This is a genomic window from Enterobacter cloacae complex sp. GYL001 (genome assembly GCF_049237125.1).
GTDB classification, from domain to species: Bacteria; Pseudomonadota; Gammaproteobacteria; order Enterobacterales; family Enterobacteriaceae; genus Enterobacter; species Enterobacter hormaechei_C.
Genome location: NZ_JBMKGW010000001.1, coordinates 748,569 through 768,024 on the forward strand (window position 1 = coordinate 748,569; position 19,456 = coordinate 768,024).

Sequence of the window (19,456 nt, forward strand, 5' to 3'; positions counted from 1 at the left end):
AATGATCCCACAGATTTCTCAGGCACCGGGCGTCGTTCAGCTGGTGCTTAATTTTTTGCAGGCACTGGAGCAACAGGGTTTTACAGGTGACACCGCCACCGATTATGCCGACAGGCTGACGATGGCGACCGATAACAGTATTTACCAGCTTCTTCCCGATGCCGTCGTTTTCCCGCGCTCTACCGCCGATGTGGCGCTCATCGCCCGTCTGGCGTCGCAGGAGCGTTTCAGCACCCTGGTCTTTACCCCACGCGGCGGCGGGACGGGTACCAACGGGCAGGCGCTGAACCAGGGCATCATCATTGATATGTCCCGCTATATGAACCGCATCATTGAGATCAACCCGGAAGAGGGGTGGGTGCGAGTGGAAGCGGGGGTGATCAAAGATCAGCTGAATCAGTTTTTGAAACCTTACGGCTATTTTTTTGCGCCAGAGCTTTCCACCAGTAACCGCGCGACCATTGGCGGGATGATCAACACCGATGCCTCGGGGCAGGGCTCGCTGGTCTACGGCAAAACCTCCGATCACGTTATGGGTGTGCGGGCGGTGCTGCTGGGGGGCGATATCCTCGATACCCAACCGATGCCGATCGAGCTGGCCGAAACGCTGGCAAAAGAGAGCACCACCAGCGGACGGATTTATCGTACCGTGCTGGAGCGCTGCCGCGAAAATCGCGAACTGATCCTCAACAAATTCCCGAAGCTTAACCGCTTCCTGACGGGCTACGATCTGCGCCATGTCTTTAATGACGATCTGAGCCAGTTCGATCTTACCCGCGTACTGACCGGGTCAGAAGGGACGCTGGCCTTCATCACCGAAGCGCGTCTGGATATCACCCGGTTGCCAAAGGTACGCCGTCTGGTGAACGTCAAATACAACTCCTTTGACTCCGCGCTGCGTAATGCACCGTTTATGGTGGAGGCGCGGGCGCTGTCGGTGGAAACCGTCGATTCAAAAGTTCTGAACCTGGCCCGGGAAGATATCGTCTGGCATTCGGTGAGCGAACTGATTACCGACGTGCCGGATAAAGAGATGCTCGGCCTGAACATCGTCGAGTTCGCCGGGGATGACGCAGAGCTGATTGAGAGCCAGGTGAGCACGCTCTGCCAGCGTCTGGACGAGCTGATTGCCCAGGAGGAAGGCGGCGTCATTGGCTGGCAGCTGTGTAACGATCTCTCCGGCATCGAGCGAATCTACGCGATGCGTAAAAAGGCGGTGGGGCTGCTCGGCAACGCGAAAGGGGCGGCGAAGCCGATTCCGTTTGCGGAAGATACCTGCGTGCCGCCGGAGCACCTTGCTGATTATATTGTGGAGTTTCGCGCGCTGCTCGACAGCCATGGTCTGAGCTATGGCATGTTCGGGCACGTGGACGCGGGTGTGCTGCACGTGCGCCCGGCGCTGGACATGTGCGACCCGCAGCAGGAGATCCTGATGAAGGAGATCTCCGACGAGGTCGTGGCCCTCACGGCCAAATACGGCGGCTTGTTATGGGGCGAGCACGGCAAAGGATTCCGCGCCGAGTACAGCCCGGCGTTTTTTGGCGAACAACTTTACGCCGAGCTGCGTAAGGTAAAAGCCGCTTTTGATCCCGATAACCGCCTTAACCCGGGAAAAATCTGCCCGCCGGAGGGCATTGATGCGCCGATGTTGCAGGTGGACGCCGTCAAGCGCGGTACCTATGACCGACAAATTCCGATTGCGGTACGCGCTTCCTGGCGCGGCGCGATGGAGTGCAACGGCAACGGGCTGTGCTTCAACTTCGATGTGAAAAGCCCGATGTGTCCGTCGATGAAAATCACCAGCAACCGCATTCATTCCCCGAAAGGGCGTGCCACGCTGGTGCGCGAATGGCTGCGCCTGCTGGCCGACCGCGGCGTTGACCCGCTCAAGCTGGAACAGGAGCTGCCGGAAAAACGCGCCAGCCTGCGCGGGCTTATCGAACGCACCCGCAACAGCTGGCATGCGAACAAAGGCGAATACGATTTCTCGCATGAGGTGAAAGAGGCAATGTCCGGCTGCCTGGCGTGCAAGGCGTGTTCAACCCAGTGCCCAATTAAAATTGACGTACCGGAATTCCGTTCCCGCTTCCTCCAGCTGTACCACACGCGTTATCTGCGCCCGATGCGCGATCATCTGGTGGCGACGGTGGAGAGTTACGCGCCGCTGATGGCCCGTGCGCCAAAAACCTTTAACTTCTTTATCAACCAGCCGCTGGTGCGCAAACTGTCAGAAAAACATATCGGCATGGTGGACCTGCCGCTGCTGTCGGTGCCATCACTCCAGCGTCGGCTGGTGGGGCACCGCTCGGCTAACATGACCCTGGAACAACTGGAAGCATTAAGCCCTGAGCAGAAAGCGAAGGTGGTGCTGGTAGTGCAGGATCCGTTTACCAGCTATTACGATGCGCAGGTGGTGGCCGATTTTGTCCGACTGGCCGAGAAAATCGGCTACCAGCCGGTGGTGCTGCCGTTCTCGCCGAACGGCAAGGCGCAGCACATTAAAGGCTTCCTCACCCGCTTTGCGAAAACCGCGCAGAAAACTTCAGATTTTCTGAATCGCGTGGCGCAGCTCGGCATGCCGATGGTGGGCGTCGATCCGGCGCTGGTGCTCTGTTACCGGGATGAATATAAGCAGACGCTCGGCGATAAGCGCGGTGATTTTCAGGTCTTACTGGTGCACGAGTGGCTGCCTGCGGTGCTGACGCAAACGCCCACTCAGGAGGTGAGTGGAGAAGCCTGGTATCTGTTTGGGCACTGCACTGAAGTGACGGCGCTGCCGACGGCGCCTGCCCAGTGGGCTTCTATCTTCGCCCGGTTTGGCGCGAAGCTGGAAAGCGTTAACGTGGGCTGCTGCGGTATGGCCGGAACCTACGGCCATGAAGTCAAAAACCACGCTAATTCGCTCGGCATTTACGAGCTGTCATGGCATCAGGCGATGCAGCGCCTGCCACGCAACCGCTGTCTGGCGACGGGCTACTCCTGCCGCAGCCAGGTGAAACGGGTGGAAGGTAACGGCGTCCGCCATCCATTGCAGGCTTTACTGGAGATTATCGGATGATCTGGAAACGTGCGTTCACCCTTGAGGCCTTAAATGCCATGGGCGCGGAGAACATGGTCGGTTTGCTGGACATCCAGTTCACGCGCATTGGCGACAACGAACTGGAAGCGACGATGCCGGTAGACAGCCGCACTCATCAACCCTTTGGCCTGTTGCACGGCGGCGCGTCCGTCGTGCTGGCCGAAACGCTGGGGTCGGTGGCGGGCTACCTGTGTACGGAAGGAGAGCAGAAGGTGGTGGGTCTGGAGGTCAATGCCAACCACATCCGCTCCGTTCGCAGCGGGCGCGTGCGCGGCATCTGCCGGGCGCTGCATGCCGGAAGCCGTCATCAGGTGTGGCAGATTGATATTCTGGACGAGCAGGATCGCCTGTGTTGTTCATCCAGGCTGACGACGGCCGTTGTGTAAAGTTTCCAGATGTCTTGCTTTTGGTCAAAAATTAGCCGCCTGATTGTGATATACTGGTCACGTTTTGAACATAAGCGAGGACATCATGGATACTGAAATAACCCCAACACAGCTGGCAATTGAATATTTACGTCGCGATAAAAGCAATCTGTCTCCCGCCCAGTACCTGAAAAAGCTGAAACAGCTTGAGCTGGAATTTACGGATTTGCTGGCGCTCTCTTCAAACGAACTGAAAGAAGAGATCTACTTTGCCTGGCGGTTGGGCGTTCACGTCCATTAAGCAGTGAAGAAAAGGCCGCAAGCGCGGCCTTTTTTGTGTCTGACATTCAGTATCTGGCAGGCAGTTTGTTAATTTTAATCAGCCGGCCTTCTTCCATTTCGATGAACCCACCCGTTTTCAGATCAGCCAGGATCCGCATTACGCCACTGCGGGAAAGATGGGTTTTATCCCTGATATACCTTTCCGCCGTCACGCTGCGTCGGTAGCTGTCATCTTCCTGCATCAGCAGCACGAGCTGCTGGCGAATCATCTCGTACGCGGTTGGCGCGCCTTTCGGCATGACGTTGTGATAGAGGCGGTTATAGACAAACATCAGATGATTAGAAAGCAGCCCCCACAGCGCCTTCTCTTTGATAATTTCAGCCACCCGATCGGTCGTGAGCACACCAATCAGGCAAGGCGTTACCGTTCGGAGGTAGTCATTAAAATAAATGTCCGTCAGGTTAGCGAGGCCAAACAGGGCGGGACTGCGCGCCGTTGAAAGCATCATGTCGTCGCTTCTTCTGTATATGGCGACCGTGCCGTCAAGAATTAAATAACACATGCTCTGCCCGTCAACCTGGAGATCAAGTTGCTCGCCGGGATCGGTTTTATGCGTGGCGCAGTGCGGCTGTAAATGAGAAATCAGTTCCTGAGCATAGGGAGAGCCGCGATGCGATGGTTTGTCAGAAGACATAGCGTTAACCTGGAAAGAGACTGTACTCTCTATAGTGTCGCTCTTCTTTTCCACCTTCTCCAGAGATAAATACAGCCTCAGTACTTACGGGGTAAGTGATGGATCTCTACTAGTACGCCACGCTCCATGGTGATGTATTTCCCCGTCCGCAACTCCGCGAGGATCCGCATAATGCCGCTGCGTGAAAGATAGGTGCGGCTTTTGATATAGGCCGCGGCGGTAATGTTTTGTCTTATGGCTTCCGGCTCCTGCATCAACTCAACCAGTTGAAAGCGGATAATGTCATAAGCCGACATTTGCGATATCTGGGCACAATGTTCGTAGACGCGCGATGCGGTATAGATCAGCAGGTTTGAGAAGTGCTCCCGTAAATTCTGTTGTGCGACAACATGATTGAAACACGCCAGCGAAACGCTGGCCACCTCTGAGGTTTCCAGCGCTCTGACGTACAGGTGTTCAGACGATAACTGGCTGCTCACGCCGAGTATAAATGGCGCGGATTCAGAATTTAAGACGATACCGTCCCCGCGACGGTGCAACGCCACGCTGCCATGCAACAGTAAAAAGCATTGACGGGTATCGCCGGAGCAATAATGGATAATTTCTCCTCTGGCAATAATGCTTCTCTCCGCATGCGGCAAAACATTATCGATTATTTTTTCAATGTGCTTAAAAGGCTTAGCGCCGAGCACTGTTGACTTATCAATATCTGACTCAGGCGCGAAACGGGTATTCATGTGAAACCTCACTGACTGATGCGATCATTTTTTGATCGGCATAAAGAATTATCTTAAAAACCAGCAGATCAGGGAATGTTTGCGGCGAGTCTAATTATAGACTCGCTTTTTTTTGAGTCTTAATTAATTGAAATTGAAACCTTTTTTATTCAGGTCTAAAAGTAGACTTTGGCCATTATTCTTAAGGTGTTTCCGAGTGAATATGTTTTGTAATTGTTAAAAGAGGGTCTACAGCTAGACCTCAAAATTGATTGTATGCGGAAAAAGAGTTGTATAAATTTTGACTCGTCGGAAGGTCTTTTGTTTCTGCAACTGAATGTCGGTAATAAATAAAGTAATACGGGATATAAAATTATGAATACAAAATTGATGATGGCAATGTTAGCGGCAGGTTCTGTACTCACCATGACCAATGCATTCGCAGCGGCCGGTACCGTTAATTTTAACGGGAATATTCTGGATTCTGCCTGCGACGTTGATGTGGCATCCCAGAATCAGGTGGTGGTATTAGGCGATTATTATAAAACGGAATTCCCGACAACCGGGGCGAGAACGGCTGCGACGCAATTCAATATTATTTTGAAAAACTGTCCGGTAACGGTCACCAATGCAAAAGTCCGTTTTGACGGCACGCCGGATTTAACCAACGCTAGCCTGCTGGCGATTGATACGTCCGTGGCGGGGGCGGCCACCGGGGTGGCGATTAACCTGATGACGGCAGATAAAGCCGATCTGCCGCTGCACGGCAGCAACAGCTATATTTACCCGCTCAGCAGTACGGCTGATAATACGCTGAACTTCTACGCGCAGTATATCTCCACCGCGGCATCCGTGACCGCGGGCCCGGCTAACTCGGTCGCAAACTTCTCAGTGGTGTACAACTAAGTCAATGGCAGTAATTGGCGGGGGGCCGCCCGGCCCCTTGTTTTATGAGGTAAAAAAAAATGCGTTTTATCACGACAACGGGCCTGGCTATGGCGCTGTTACCGCTGACGTTAACATCCGTCAGTGCAGGAGTAATTATTGGCGGCACCCGTATTATTTTTGATGGGACTAAAAAAGAGGCGTCAATAGGTATTACTAATCCTGATAACGTTCCTTATTTAATCCAGTCGTGGATAGATGTTCAGGATGAACAATCGGGTAAAGCGCCTTTTATTATTACGCCACCACTGTATCGGCTGGACGGCGGGCAAAAAAACCTTGAGCGTATTGTCATGACCGGCTCACTGCCTCAGGGGCAGGAGAGTTTATTCTGGCTGAACATTAAAGCTATTCCTTCAGCCTCAAAGCAGATGAACTCGCTGCAAATTGCCGTCAAAACGCGCATCAAATTAATTTATCGACCAGAGACTCTTCGTGCGTCTACCCCCGAGGAGCAAGCCAATAAATTAACCTGGCGTCGTGCGGGAAATACCCTTCAGGTTAATAACCCTACGCCGTACGTTATCAATTTCAATGAAATTACGTTGGGTAATAAGAAACTTGACGATGTCACGTACGTGATGCCTTCAGGCACAGCCCGTTTTCCGTTACCGAACGGAACCAGTGGCAATACGCTGACGTTTAAAGTCATTAACGATTATGGCAGCCCTGGCGAATTACACCGGGCCAGTTTGTGATCCTTACGCGTTAATCAGGTGTTCGTCATGACAACGGCATTGAATGCAATGCAGCCTGCGCGCCTGGCAATATTTATTGCCCTCGCGCTTGCTGGTGTCTCTCCCACACTGTATGCCAGTGAGACGTTTAATACGGAACTGGTAGAGCTGGATAATCCCGGAATGGGAAAAGCGGATTAATCTGCCTTTGAATCCGGCTCGCAGGCGCCCGGGACATACCACGTTGATATTATTCTTGACGATCGGCTGCTGGAAACGCGGGATATTCGTTTTATGGCAGTGAAGGATGCTAACGGCAGTGAAACGTTGCAGCCGTGCCTGAGTATCGGGCAGTTAAAAGCGTGGGGCGTGAAAACGGCGCTTTTCCCACAGCTTGCCGCCGGGGAAGGTGAATGCGCCGATCTCAGGGCGATCCCACAGGCCAGCGCGGATTTCCAGTTTGGCGCCCAGCGTCTGGCGATTAGCATTCCACAGGCGGCTATAGACCTGCCAGCGAGAGGTTACGTTCCGTCGGATATGTGGGATGAAGGCATTACCGCGGCCATGCTCAACTACAGCCTGAGCGGGGCAAACAGCCGGGCAAGAAGCGGGGCAGGCACCCGCAGCGACAGCCAGTATGCAAACCTGCGGCCGGGGATCAACGTCGGTCCCTGGCGGTTACGCAACTACACCACCTGGTCCCGCGATGCGTCCGGCCAGGATAAGTGGGACAACGTCTATACCTTGATGCAGCGCGCGATTATTCCCCTGCAAGCCCAGCTTACGCTCGGAGACAGTTCCGCGCCTGCCGATGTCTTTGACAGCATGCCGTTTCGCGGCGTCCAGCTGGCGTCCGACGACGATATGCTGCCGGATTCCCTGAAAGGCTATGCGCCGGTGGTGCGCGGTATTGCGCGAACTAACGCGCAGGTCGTGGTGCGTCAGAATGGCTATCAAATCTACCAAAGCTATGTGGCGCCGGGCGCGTTTGAGATCGCGGATATGTATCCCACCGGCGGCGCGGGCGATCTTGATGTCACGATCGTCGAAGCTGATGGTAGGGAGCAACATTTCACCCTGCCGTACGCTTCGCTGCCGGTCCTGCAACGGGAGGGGCGCCTGAAATATGCCCTTACCGCCGGGCAGTATCGCTCGTATAACCGTAGCGTGGAGAAAACCCCCTTCGGGCAACTGACCGGAATTTACGGCCTCCCTCACGGTATTACGCTCTATGGCGGCGTCCAGGGGGCAGATAAGTACCAGTCGGCGGCTCTGGGGGTGGGCAAGAATATGGGCGATCTCGGGGCGATATCCGCAGACGTCACTCAGGGCTGGTCAACGTCGGAGCATGCCGTGAAAACAAACGGTCAGTCGTGGCGGGCCCGATACAGCAAGAATTTTATCAATACCGGGACCAACTTTTCGATTGCCGGGTATCGCTACTCGACCCGCGGCTATTACGGCATGCAGGACGTCCTCGATTCGTACGGCGACAGCAGCGCGCTTCAGGACAGGCGACGTAACCGTGCCGAGCTGACGATGAGCCAGACGCTGGGGGACAACCTGGGCGCGCTTACCCTCACTGCGGCGCGGGAAGATTACTGGAATGACGGTAAGTCTATGGCTTCGTGGAGCGTCGGCTATAGCAACTACTGGCACAACATCAGCTATGGCCTGACATGGACTTACAGCAAAAATGTCCGCTCAGCGTCAGAAACCCGCGACAGCCAAAAAAACGCTGACCACGACCAGCTTCTGGCGTTCAACGTCAGCATTCCGCTGGATAAATTTTTGCCGCAGACATGGGCTAACTATGGCATGAACGCCAGCGGGAATAACGGGACGACGCATAACGTCGGCCTGAACGGGGTAGCGCTCGAGAACCGTGCCCTGACCTGGAGCGTACAGCAGGGATACGGCACAGAGGGCGTGGGCTATACCGGCAATGTTAACGCGGACTACAAAGGCGCCTATGGCGAAGTCACGGCAGGTTATGGTTATGACAAAAAAAGTGAACGCCTGAATTACGGGCTGCAAGGCGGCATTCTCGCCCATGCTGATGGCATCACGCTTTCCCAGCCGCTGGGGGAGACCAGCGTCTTAATCAAAGCCCCCGGCGCCCACGGCGTGGATATCCGCAATCAGCCCGGTGTACGGACAGATTTTCGCGGATATACGGTCGTGAGCAACCTTTCTGTCTACCGGAAAAACGATCTCACCCTCGACCCGGAAACGATGCCGGACGATGTCGAGCTGGAGATCAACACTCGCACGGTGACGCCGACGCGGGGAGCGGTGGTGAGAGCCGATTATCTGCCGAAGTCAGGTCGCCGGGTGCTGATGACCTTGATCGACAACGACCGCGCCGTTCCGTTTGGGGCGGTGGTCACCCTTGTGGGTGATGACAGCGGCAGTTTTATTGTCGGCGATCGCGGTCAGGTCTATTTAACCGGGATGCGCGAGCAGGGAACGTTAGTCGCTACATGGGGAAGTCAATCCAGTCAGCAATGCCGCGCTGATTTCACGCTGCCGAATCACTCAACGTACGGTGGGATCGCTGATATGCGCGCCACCTGCCGTCAGGAACGCTAACATGAAATGTCTTAACGCGATGCTGCTGCTCTGTTTGCTCGCGGCGGCAAATATGGCTCGTGCCGGTACCTGCACCACCATCACCCCGCAGCTTTCAACCCTGTCCGTGGGGACGATCAACGTGCAGCGCGATGCGCCTGTCGGCACAGTGGTATTTTCTGGCGCGGCGTCAGCCACAGGCTCCTATCTTACCGGGTGTACTAATCCGCTGATGCTGGGATTCAGCCTGCGCTACAACGGCGCCACGTTGAGCAGCTACGGCAACCATGTTTACAACACGAACGTCAGCGGGATAGGGATACGCTTTTCTTCCAACGGCTATTTTGAAAACCCGAGCAATACGTTCTCGTACAATGCGCAGACCTCCTATGTGGACTGGTACGGCGGGAGGATTGAGCTGGTGGTGACGGGGCCGGTCTCATCGGGGGCATTAACGCCGGGGACGATCGGCGTCGTGACGCTACAGGGAAGCGATGGCCTCTACCGTGACGGTCTGACCACGCAGCTCACCTCCGGCACCATCAATGCGCTGGCGTGCACGGTGAATACGGCCCAGCTGACGTTTCCGATAGGGGATATTCCCGCCTCGGCGTTCGGCTCCACGGTGGGCACCACGCCAGCGGGAGCACAGAACACGCAAAACCTGGGCCTGACCTGCGCCGCCGGAACCAATATTACGGTCTCGCTCAGTGGAATACAGAACCCGGACAGCGCCAATACCAGCGTGATGGCCTTAACCGGGCAGGGAAATGCCGGCACTGCGAAAGGGGTGGGGGTGCAGCTTATCTATAACGGTGCACCGCTGGTGATGAACAGCCGACTATTCTTGCGGCAGTCTGCCGGGGGGCAAGAGACGTTGCCATTAACGGCCCGGTATTACCAGACGTTAACCCGCGTGGAGTCAGGTTCAGCGAATGCCTCCGCCACCCTTAATTTGACCTACCAGTAGCAGGTAAGAAGATGAAAATAAGATGCAGGACACTGCTGTTACTTGCCTTACTCAGCGGGAAGGTATGCTCCGCTGATAGCGTCAACATCGGTGTGACGGGAAATATCGTTGCGTCGCCGTGCATATTTAATGGCGGCAGTAACAGCCTCGATGTCAACCTGGGCAATATTCAGGCAACCAATATGGCGACGCCGGGCTCAACATCGGATCCGGTGCCTTTCAGTCTGCTGTTTACCCAGTGCCCAACGGGAACGCAGAGTGTGACCGTCGCTTTCACCGGCAGCCCCGATCCCGAGGCGGGAGCGGACTATTTCATGAACAGCGGTTCGGCCACGCACGTGGCGATAGCCATGCGCGATGCCCAAACCGGCGCGCTTAAAGGAACAGGCACCAGTATGACCCAGACCATTGCCGCGGACAGAACCGCGACATTGGCTATGCTGGCCTCGGTAAAATCCATGCCGGGAGGCGCCACGCCGGGAAGCATCAGCGCGGTTGTGGTAATGACGATGCAGTACAACTAAATGCCGGTGATAAGCCTTTTTTAAAGACGTTGGTGTGAACTATGTTAAATATTCTGATTCAGGAAACGGATCTGTTTTTTCAGGCTGGGCTACAGAGCTTTTTCGACGATTTTTTTAAGCATAACTTTCATCGCTCCATCACATTTCACCTGGCGCTGACCAATGAAAACGTCAGCCAGGCTGATATTATTGTTCTTTCATTATGTCAGGGGGAAACGCTGACCTGTTTTCCGGAGTTACTGGCCCGGCAAAAAGGAATTGTGATAGGTCTCGTCGACGATGAACTGCGCTTTTCGGCGCTGCCTTCCTGCTTTCAGGACATCATTTTTCTCCCGCGCCGGGCGTCGCTTGACCGTATTAGCGGCGTTCTGTTTATCGCGTGGTTCAGGACGCAATTACCAGGTTACACGTTGAATAAAAAGACCTGTTTCGACTGCCAGCATAAAGGTTTATCCCGGCAATAGATTCGTATTATGGTCAATTTTTACCGGGGGCTGTCGGTGGTGCAGACCGCGAACGCGTTGAAGATGAGCGAAAAAACGGTCTTTACCCATAAATATATGATGATGCAGAAATTTAATCTGCGAAGCGATTACGAGCTGATCGTACTATTGAGAAGGCTGATGGAGAAAAAGAGCCGTCCGAACCTGCTTCGCGATTACCTGGAAAATAATTATGCACAACAGATAACGTAAAACAGCAGCGGATAGCGGGCCGGGCAGCGATAGCCGCCACCCGGCAATGCATTTAAACGTTAACCGCAGCGATCAACCGCGTCTTCATGGTCTGGTATGCGGAAGCCGCAAAATCCTCCGCCCAGCGCTGGTCCTCGATCGCCTCCAGCTGCACGGCGCAATACTTCGTTTCCGGCGTTCTGGATATCGGGTCGAGATTATCCTGCGTCAGCTCATTACAGGCGCCAATCCACCACTGGTAGGTCATATAGATTGCTCCCGCATTGATGCGCTCGCTGATGCTGGCGCGCGTGATCACTTTACCCCGGCGTGAACGTACCCAGACCAGCTGGCCCTCGGCAATCCCCCGTTCATCCGCATCGGCCGGGTTCATTTGCACCCGGCCCGGCTCGTCGGCCAGGCTTTGCAGCGCCGCGCAGTTCCCGGTCATTGAGCGACAGGAGTAGTGACCCACTTCGCGCACCGTGCACAGTACCAGCGGGTAATCCGCATCCGGTGTCTCCGCCGGGGCGCGCCAGGGGGCGGCAAATAGCTGTCCTTTGCCAGTAGGGGGGTCGAACTGATTATCCTTGTACAGGTAGGGGGTGCCGGGATGATCGAGGGATGGGCAAGGCCACTGCACATGGCCCATCTCGCCCATTTTTTCGTAGGTCACGCCGTAGAAGAGGGGGCACAGCTCGCGCATTTCGTCCCAGATCTGCTGGTTATCCTCGTAATGCATGGGATAGCCCATCTCCGTGGCCAGCAGGCTGATAATCTCCCAGTCGCGCTTCACGTTGCCGCTGGCCTCAATGGCTTTGCCGAAACGCTGGAAGCCGCGATCGGCGCAGGTGAACACGCCGGCGTGTTCTCCCCATGAGGTAGCAGGGAGCAGCACGTCAGCCACCTCTGCCGTTTTGGTCATAAAGATGTCCTGAACCACCACAAAATCGAGCGCCTCAAAGCCGCGGCGGACCAGTCCCAGATCGGCTTCTGTCTGAAGCGGATCTTCCCCCATGATGTAATACGCTTTGATCTTTCCTTCCAGCGCGAGATGCGGCACTTCGGTGATACGCGTCCCGACGCGATCGTCCATCCGGTTGACATTGATTTTCCACGCATCGGCAAATTTCAGTCTGACCGCCGGGTCAGTGACGTCCTGGTAGCCGGGGAACATATTGGGCAGAACGCCCATATCGCAGGCACCCTGAACGTTATTTTGCCCGCGAACCGGACCCACGCCGACGGCAGGGCGGCCCAGGTTGCCGGTCAGCAGCGCCAGGCTGGAGAGACCTTTCACCACATCGACCGCCTGACCAAACTGCGTGACGCCCATTCCCCACATCACCGTTGCTGAAGGCGCCGCTGCGAACATGCGCATTGCCTGACGAACATCCCGCGCGCGGATCCCCGTCAGATGTTCAACCTGCTCGGGGGCGTAATCTTTTACCGTCAGCCGGTACGCCTCAAGCCCTTCTGTAAAGCGGGCAACGTAGTTTTTGTCGTACAGTTCCTCTTCCAGCAGGACATAGCCAAAGGCATTGACCAGCGCCATGTTACTGCCATTTTTTAGCTGAAGATGAAGATCGGCAATGCGTGCCGTTTCAATATGACGCGGATCGCAGACGATGATTTTAGCGCCATTTTCACGTGCTTTAAGCACGCGTCGGGCGACGATGGGGTGAGAGTCGGCGCAGTTATAGCCGAATACCAGCAGGCATTTTGAGTTTTCAATATCGTTAATGGAATTGCTCATGGCGCCGTTGCCGAGGGTCTCCTGTAAACCGGCAACGGACGGACCGTGACAGACGCGGGCGCAGCAGTCGACGTTGTTAGTATTCAGCACCGCACGGGCAAATTTTTGCATCACATAGTTGGTCTCATTGCCCGTTCCCCGTGAGGAACCCGTGGTCATAATGGACCGAGGGCCATACTGTTCTTTGATGCTTTTAAGCCTGTGAGCGGTATAACGAATGGCCTCTTCCCAGGTAACAGGGGTAAAGGCCTCGCCTTTGCTGTAGCGGATCATGGGCTGCGTCAGACGGGGGGTAAGCAGCCGTGTGTCGTTAAGAAAGTCCCAGCCGTAGAAACCTTTCAGGCAAAGCGTGCCCTGATTGGTTACGCCATCAGCGGCTTCGGCATGGATAATGCGGTTATTTTTTACGACGAGGTTTAGTTTGCAGCCTGCACCGCAGTAGGGGCAGACGCTGGCGATTTTTTTCATCAATAACAGACCTGTTAAGAAATGAAGCAATGTTTACTGGAAAGCCCAGTCCCTTAGCGGACTAAGCAGGATCCATGCCACATTCAGCGTTCTTGATTAACAGGGCGTTTGTGGAGAGAGGGTGTGTCATCGTCAGTCTGTTCGTCAGAATTGACGATGACACGCTATCCGTAGGGATGGGGGAGGCGTTAAAGATCGTCCATGGTGTAACCGACGACAATTTCCAGCGTCTTGCGGATCACATCCGCCTTAACGACATCGTCGGTGGATTCCAACGTCTGGATTAGCCAGAGAATGATCGCTTTGTTGGTCAAATGACCTTCGGAAGCAAGAACACAACGAACCGCAGTCGAAAAAATGGCAGACTCTTCAGCAAAGCGATCGCCTGCGTGACGGAAATACTCCGACAACGCGCTATCTAAAAAGGCGGAGTGGTATTCGGGTTGAAGCTGAATATTTTGTCTCATTTGTTCTCACCGTAGCTGTAAAGTTGTAGTCAATGTATCTTTTTAGGATCGGACGGTTTTCCATTTCCAAATAACGGCACTACATTGTCTCGGTTATTTTTGAGAGATCCCTCTCTCTGTATTCGTCCTTGTGCGGTTCTGCGACCTTTAAAAGCGACCGTGCCAGAGCTGATTTCAGCTATCACTCGCGCTAATGTCTCCCGCCGCTGGGGATCCGTTTCATATGCTTGCATGTTACGCAGACGCTGAACCAATCCCTCGGTCGTCACGGGACCGCGCTCCTTCAAAAGTGAAAGAGCGGCTTCTCCAATAAGCTTGTCGATCAGTCTGTCCGCATCACTGCTGTTCATGACATTAACGTTCGAAGAGCAGGCCAAGAAGCATGTGATAATGATGTTCCTCTTCCGGGCCATTGGCCTTTTCAAGGCGACTCAACAGTTTTGTGCAGAGCGATTTGCGATTCAGATTTCGCCCGTCGCTAAGGATTTCAACAACAACCTGACCCAATGTTTCCTGTTGGGTTGGAAGCGCGGCTTTTTCGAAATACTGCGCAATCGCTGTTGCCGAGTCTGCGAGGTGTCCGTTCTGCTGCATGTTTCGCTCCTGTAAATTTTCGTAATCAGTAACGTTACATTTAAGGTATACATAATTTTCAAATCTGTACATTTAAAATGTACAATTTTTTAAAGATTTTATAATATATTTTATAAAATGATTATTTATCAGGTGCTTATTCTTATACGATTTACTGCGGGATTCACAAGATATATTGTACAATCCGAAGCGGCGTTGCAGAGTTGTACAAGCCCGTAAATGACGCAAAAAAGCCGTGTAAATCGTTGAGATGTAAATTATTTGTTGGGCAATTAATGTGCTATAACAGAGTTTTCCCCACGTGTTTTCGTGGTCACCCCCTCAATCTTCAGGATTAGCATGCTCACAACCATCATTTACCGCAGTCACATCTGCGAGGACGTTCCAGTGAAAGCGCTGGAAGACATGGTCGCTGCTGCAAATTGTAGAAATCGCCAGTTCGATGTGACGGGGATTTTGCTGTTTAACGGCACACACTTTTTTCAGTTACTTGAAGGGCCCGCTGATAACGTTAAGGAGATCTATGAGCTCATCTGCCGTGACCCACGGCATCACAACGTGGTCGAATTGTTAAGCGATCACGGGCCTTCAAGACGTTTTGGCAACGTGGGTATGGAGCTCTTTGACCTTCGTCAGTACGATACCGACGAAGTGCTGCAACAGGTACTCGATAAAGGCACAACCCGCTATCAGCTGACCTATAACGATCGCGCCCTGCAATTTTTCCGCACCTTCGTTGAAGCCACTGAAAAAGCCAACTACTTTGAGCTGCCTCCGGCTGACGCCTGGGAGTTTGTCACCGAAAATACGCCGTTATCCTCCCAGCCGACAGTAGTGGCAAAGGGCGCGGACTGTAGTTTCGCATTTCAACCTATCGTCGATCCGTTTATGCAGCAGGTAGTTTCCTGGGAAGCCCTGATCCGCACGCCGTCCGGTGAGTCCCCGGAAAGCTATTTTGCCAACCTGTCGCGTGAGGCGCTGTACGAATCGGATCTGAAGAGTAAACAGGTGGCTTTGTCGATGGCCAGCGCGCTGGGCCTACAGACTCAAACGTTGTCCATTAATCTGCTGCCGATGACGCTGGTCAATGTTCCTGGCGCCGTCGATTTTTTACTGACGGCAATTGAGGCGAACGGTTTTGTGCCGGAGCAAATTGTGGTCGAGTTCACCGAGAGCGAGGCGATCTCGCGCTTCGAAGAGTTCACCAGCGCGGTCAGACAGCTTAAAAGCGCCGGGATCAGCGTGGCCATCGATCACTTTGGCGCGGGATTCGCCGGTCTGCAACTGCTGGCCCAGTTTCAGCCGGACAGAATCAAGATCAACCGTGATTTGATTGCCAACGTGCACAAGAGCGGCCCGCGTCAGGCGATCATTCAGTCAATTATTAAATGCTGCGCCTCCCTGGAAATTCTGTTCTGTGCGGTAGGCGTAGAGCTGGCTGAAGAGTGGATGTGGCTGGAATCTGCCGGGATTTCTCAGTTCCAGGGGCACCTTTTCGCCAGCCCGCGCCTGGGGGGCATACCGGCGATTGCCTGGCCCGAGAAAAAGTACGATTTATAAAAACCTGTACGTAACTCTTAAAAGTGACCTGTACGTACGGCTAAATTTATACAACAATACATTAACGAGTGAGTGGTTCATTGAGCCATTCACTTGTCTCAGAACGAGGAGTTAGTTATACAAATGATTTGTACAATCTGATAAGGTTGGTTTGGTTAGGTATGGAAGTATTGTGCGTGAGGGAGTTAATGGCCTATTACAGTATCGGCGAAGTGGCCGAACGATGCGGTATCAACCCCGTTACGCTGCGTGCCTGGCAGCGCCGTTATGGATTGTTGAAGCCGCAGCGAAGCGAAGGGGGTCATCGTCAGTTTGACGATGAAGATATCCTGCGTATCGAAGAGATCAAACGCCTGATGAAAACGGGTGTTTCGGTCGGTAAAGTAAAAGCGCTTCTTGAAAATACAGAAGTAATGACTCAGGGGAACTGGGCATCTTTTCAGGAAGAGATGTTAACCGTTCTGCGCTATGCCAGTCCGGCAAAACTGCGCGCCAAAATCGGCGAGTTCCGCCGTGACCATGCGATGGATGTTCTGATAGATAACATCATCACCCCTGTGCGGCAGCGAATGAACCAGGACCAGAATACGGTGCGTCACATGGCAAGCCTGCTGGACGGTGTCCTGATTGAGTTTGCCGTTGCAAGCCTGGGTGAGTCGCGAAAAAAAGCAGGTAAGGATGCGCTGCTGGTCGGGTGGGAGTGCGACGACCGTACGCATTTGTGGCTGGAAGCGGCCCGTCTTGCCTACAAAGGCTGGCATATCGACGTGCTGGCTGAGCCGATTGATTCTCCACGTCCTGAACTCTTCCCCGGGCAAAAAATCTTCGTCTGGACCGGTAAAGCGCCTACGCCTCGTCAACAGGAGCAGCTCGACCACTGGCGTGAACAGGGTTTCGCCGTTTCGTTCCATCACTGATGTTAAGGGGTCCGTCAGGGCCTTTTTGTCTTTTCGAGTCAGCTTTCTTATTGGAAGATAGCTATCTCAAAAATAGGTATTTCCAATACAATTTTTATCATTGCCCGTCACCTTACCGCCTTTCTTATGAAATGCATTATTTATCAATGCATTGAACAAATCTAACCATCCCATCCGCATCCCGTCACAGGGTCTATGCTTAATGAAAGTAGCCAAAAAGGGCGGTTTAGCCCAAAGCCCCTGCTCGCAGGGGGTTGAAGTGATAATCGTTATCACTAACATGGTGTTATGCCCTGGTGGCTTATCAGATGAGGTGGACCTATGGAACTGCATTCAGAAACCTTCAATCCGGCCGATTTTGCCTGGCGTGGTTTAACGCTGACGCCCGCGGCGGCGGCGCATATTCATGAGCTGGTGGCAAAAAATCCCGACATCCTCGGCGTACGCTTAGGCGTTAAGCAGACTGGCTGCGCGGGATTTGGCTACGTGCTGGATACCGTAACCGAACCTGAAAAGGACGATCTGGTCTTTGAAACCGACGGTGCAAAGTTATACGTCGCGCTACAGGCGATGCCGTTTATCGATGGAACCGAAGTCGACTACGTTCGGGAAGGTTTAAACCAGTTATTCAAATTTCATAACCCGAAAGCCCAGAACGAATGCGGCTGCGGCGAAAGCTTTGGGGTATAGGCGGTACTATGTCTCGTAATACTGAAGCAACGAGTGATGTAAACACCTGGAGCGGCGGACACCTCAACTATAAAGAGGGTTTCTTTACGCAGCTGCAAACCGATGAGCTGGCGAAAGGCATCAACGAAGAGGTCGTGCGCGCCATTTCGGCGAAACGTAACGAGCCGGAGTGGATGCTGGAGTTTCGCCTGAGCGCATTCCGCGCGTGGCTGGAGATGGAAGAACCCCACTGGCTGAAAGCGCATTACGATAAGCTGAACTATCAGGATTATAGCTACTACTCCGCGCCCTCCTGCGGCAGCTGTGATGATACCTGTGCCTCGCAACCCGGCGCGGTTCAGCAAACCGGCGCGGAGAACAGCTTCCTGAGTAAAGAGGTGGAAGAGGCGTTTAATCAGCTCGGCGTGCCCGTGCGCGAAGGCAAAGAGGTGGCGGTAGACGCCATTTTTGACTCCGTCTCGGTGGCAACCACCTACCGTGAAAAACTGGCGGAGCAGGGGATCATTTTCTGTTCCTTTGGTGAAGCCATTCACGATCACCCCGAGCTGGTGAAAAAGTATATTGGTACCGTGGTGCCGAGTAACGATAACTTCTTCGCGGCACTGAATGCGGCGGTGGCGTCAGACGGTACTTTTATCTACGTGCCGAAAGGCGTGCGCTGCCCGATGGAGCTCTCGACCTATTTCCGCATCAACGCGGAAAAAACCGGCCAGTTTGAACGCACCATCCTGGTGGCCGATGAAGGCAGCTACGTAAGCTACATCGAAGGGTGCTCCGCTCCTGTGCGCGACAGCTACCAGCTGCACGCGGCGGTGGTAGAGGTGATCATCCATAAAGATGCGGAAGTGAAGTACTCTACGGTACAGAACTGGTTCCCGGGCGACGGCAACACCGGTGGTATTCTGAACTTCGTCACCAAACGCGCGCTGTGCGAAGGCGAAAACAGCAAAATGTCCTGGACGCAGTCAGAAACCGGCTCCGCCATTACCTGGAAATACCCGAGCTGTATTCTGCGCGGCGACAACTCCATCGGTGAGTTTTACTCCGTGGCGCTGACCAGCGGTCATCAGCAGGCCGATACCGGCACCAAGATGATCCACATCGGTAAAAACACCAAATCGACCATCATCTCCAAAGGGATCTCTGCCGGTCACAGCCAGAACAGCTATCGCGGGCTGGTGAAAATCATGCCGACGGCAACCAACGCGCGTAACTTCACCCAGTGTGACTCCATGCTGATTGGCGCGGACTGCGGGGCGCATACCTTCCCGTATGTCGAATGCCGCAATAACAGCGCCCAGCTTGAGCATGAGGCAACTACGTCACGTATTGGTGAAGATCAGCTTTTCTACTGCCTGCAACGCGGGATCAGTGAAGAAGATGCGATTTCAATGATCGTTAACGGCTTCTGTAAGGACGTGTTCTCTGAACTGCCGCTGGAATTTGCCGTTGAAGCCCAGAAACTCCTCGCCATTAGTCTTGAACACAGCGTCGGTTAAGGAAAGC

At 54.0% G+C, this 19,456-nt stretch carries 17 protein-coding genes and 2 pseudogenes; 13 read left to right on the plus strand and 6 right to left on the minus strand.

Features of this window, described 5'->3' with window-relative positions; genetic code table 11:
• The first annotated feature begins 1 nt into the window (after position 1).
• The 3 genes from ydiJ to ACOTWU_RS03605 all read left to right on the plus strand — a co-directional run bounded on the left by ydiJ (position 2) and on the right by ACOTWU_RS03605 (position 3,745).
• Positions 2 to 3,058 (plus strand): D-2-hydroxyglutarate dehydrogenase YdiJ, encoded by a 3,057-nt coding sequence (gene ydiJ / locus ACOTWU_RS03595; protein ID WP_023303534.1) that lies wholly within the window; start codon positions 2 to 4, stop codon positions 3,056 to 3,058.
• Positions 3,055 to 3,465, plus strand: a complete 411-nt coding sequence (gene menI / locus ACOTWU_RS03600) for a 1,4-dihydroxy-2-naphthoyl-CoA hydrolase (protein ID WP_045349028.1) — start codon at positions 3,055 to 3,057, stop codon at positions 3,463 to 3,465. Before ydiJ ends, menI begins: the two co-directional genes overlap by 4 nt.
• An 85-nt stretch (positions 3,466 to 3,550) precedes the next feature.
• Positions 3,551 to 3,745 (plus strand): YdiH family protein, encoded by a 195-nt coding sequence (locus ACOTWU_RS03605; protein WP_003857766.1) that lies wholly within the window; start codon positions 3,551 to 3,553, stop codon positions 3,743 to 3,745.
• A 46-nt stretch (positions 3,746 to 3,791) separates the two neighbouring features.
• On the opposite strand, the gene ACOTWU_RS03610 is transcribed toward ACOTWU_RS03605, so the two are convergent.
• Complete coding sequence (locus ACOTWU_RS03610) at positions 3,792 to 4,421, minus strand: helix-turn-helix domain-containing protein (RefSeq protein WP_017693577.1); 630 nt, start codon at positions 4,419 to 4,421, stop codon at positions 3,792 to 3,794.
• A gap of 77 nt (positions 4,422 to 4,498) precedes the next feature.
• Complete coding sequence (locus ACOTWU_RS03615) at positions 4,499 to 5,158, minus strand: winged helix-turn-helix transcriptional regulator (protein ID WP_126498913.1); 660 nt, start codon at positions 5,156 to 5,158, stop codon at positions 4,499 to 4,501.
• Between the two features lie 354 nt (positions 5,159 to 5,512).
• Here ACOTWU_RS03615 and ACOTWU_RS03620 point away from each other — a divergent pair, with 354 nt between their 5' ends.
• The 6 genes and pseudogenes from ACOTWU_RS03620 (at position 5,513) to ACOTWU_RS03645 (ending at position 11,519) form a co-directional block, all read left to right on the plus strand.
• Positions 5,513 to 6,043, plus strand: coding sequence for a fimbrial protein (locus tag ACOTWU_RS03620; protein ID WP_015570717.1), 531 nt, complete (start codon positions 5,513 to 5,515; stop codon positions 6,041 to 6,043).
• A gap of 59 nt (positions 6,044 to 6,102) precedes the next feature.
• Positions 6,103 to 6,780: a fimbrial biogenesis chaperone gene (locus ACOTWU_RS03625; RefSeq protein ID WP_023303536.1), complete on the plus strand. Its 678-nt coding sequence runs from the start codon at positions 6,103 to 6,105 to the stop codon at positions 6,778 to 6,780.
• Between the two features lie 27 nt (positions 6,781 to 6,807).
• Positions 6,808 to 9,351 (plus strand): annotated as a pseudogene (locus tag ACOTWU_RS03630) (fimbria/pilus outer membrane usher protein).
• Between the two features lies 1 nt (position 9,352).
• On the plus strand, positions 9,353 to 10,300 hold the full coding sequence (locus tag ACOTWU_RS03635) for a fimbrial protein (RefSeq protein ID WP_023296361.1): 948 nt from the start codon (positions 9,353 to 9,355) through the stop codon (positions 10,298 to 10,300).
• Between the two features lie 11 nt (positions 10,301 to 10,311).
• On the plus strand, positions 10,312 to 10,824 hold the full coding sequence (locus ACOTWU_RS03640; RefSeq protein WP_026094315.1) for a fimbrial protein: 513 nt from the start codon (positions 10,312 to 10,314) through the stop codon (positions 10,822 to 10,824).
• A gap of 41 nt (positions 10,825 to 10,865) precedes the next feature.
• A pseudogene (locus ACOTWU_RS03645) lies at positions 10,866 to 11,519 on the plus strand (helix-turn-helix transcriptional regulator).
• A gap of 52 nt (positions 11,520 to 11,571) precedes the next feature.
• Here the strand turns inward: ACOTWU_RS03645 and fdhF are convergent.
• From fdhF to ycgZ, 4 genes are all read right to left on the minus strand, one after another.
• Positions 11,572 to 13,722: a formate dehydrogenase subunit alpha gene (gene fdhF, locus ACOTWU_RS03650; protein WP_421625756.1), complete on the minus strand. Its 2,151-nt coding sequence runs from the start codon at positions 13,720 to 13,722 to the stop codon at positions 11,572 to 11,574.
• A gap of 188 nt (positions 13,723 to 13,910) precedes the next feature.
• Positions 13,911 to 14,189, minus strand: a complete 279-nt coding sequence (locus ACOTWU_RS03655) for a biofilm/acid-resistance regulator YmgB/AriR (RefSeq protein WP_003857748.1) — start codon at positions 14,187 to 14,189, stop codon at positions 13,911 to 13,913.
• 29 nt (positions 14,190 to 14,218) lie between these two features.
• Positions 14,219 to 14,539, minus strand: a complete 321-nt coding sequence (locus ACOTWU_RS03660) for a hypothetical protein (RefSeq protein WP_032648090.1) — start codon at positions 14,537 to 14,539, stop codon at positions 14,219 to 14,221.
• A 4-nt stretch (positions 14,540 to 14,543) separates the two neighbouring features.
• Complete coding sequence (ycgZ, locus tag ACOTWU_RS03665; RefSeq protein ID WP_017384632.1) at positions 14,544 to 14,783, minus strand: regulatory protein YcgZ; 240 nt, start codon at positions 14,781 to 14,783, stop codon at positions 14,544 to 14,546.
• A gap of 339 nt (positions 14,784 to 15,122) precedes the next feature.
• Here ycgZ and ACOTWU_RS03670 point away from each other — a divergent pair, with 339 nt between their 5' ends.
• The 4 genes from ACOTWU_RS03670 (at position 15,123) to sufB (ending at position 19,449) form a co-directional block, all read left to right on the plus strand.
• A complete protein-coding gene (locus ACOTWU_RS03670; RefSeq protein WP_015570710.1) occupies positions 15,123 to 16,343 on the plus strand; it encodes a diguanylate phosphodiesterase in 1,221 nt (406 codons plus the stop codon).
• Positions 16,344 to 16,531: 188 nt separating this feature from the next.
• Complete coding sequence (locus ACOTWU_RS03675) at positions 16,532 to 17,260, plus strand: MerR family transcriptional regulator (RefSeq protein WP_033487124.1); 729 nt, start codon at positions 16,532 to 16,534, stop codon at positions 17,258 to 17,260.
• Between the two features lie 321 nt (positions 17,261 to 17,581).
• Positions 17,582 to 17,950, plus strand: coding sequence for a Fe-S cluster assembly scaffold SufA (gene sufA / locus ACOTWU_RS03680; RefSeq protein WP_003857741.1), 369 nt, complete (start codon positions 17,582 to 17,584; stop codon positions 17,948 to 17,950).
• Positions 17,951 to 17,958: 8 nt separating this feature from the next.
• Positions 17,959 to 19,449, plus strand: a complete 1,491-nt coding sequence (gene sufB / locus ACOTWU_RS03685) for a Fe-S cluster assembly protein SufB (protein ID WP_003857739.1) — start codon at positions 17,959 to 17,961, stop codon at positions 19,447 to 19,449.
• Positions 19,450 to 19,456: the final 7 nt, after the last annotated feature.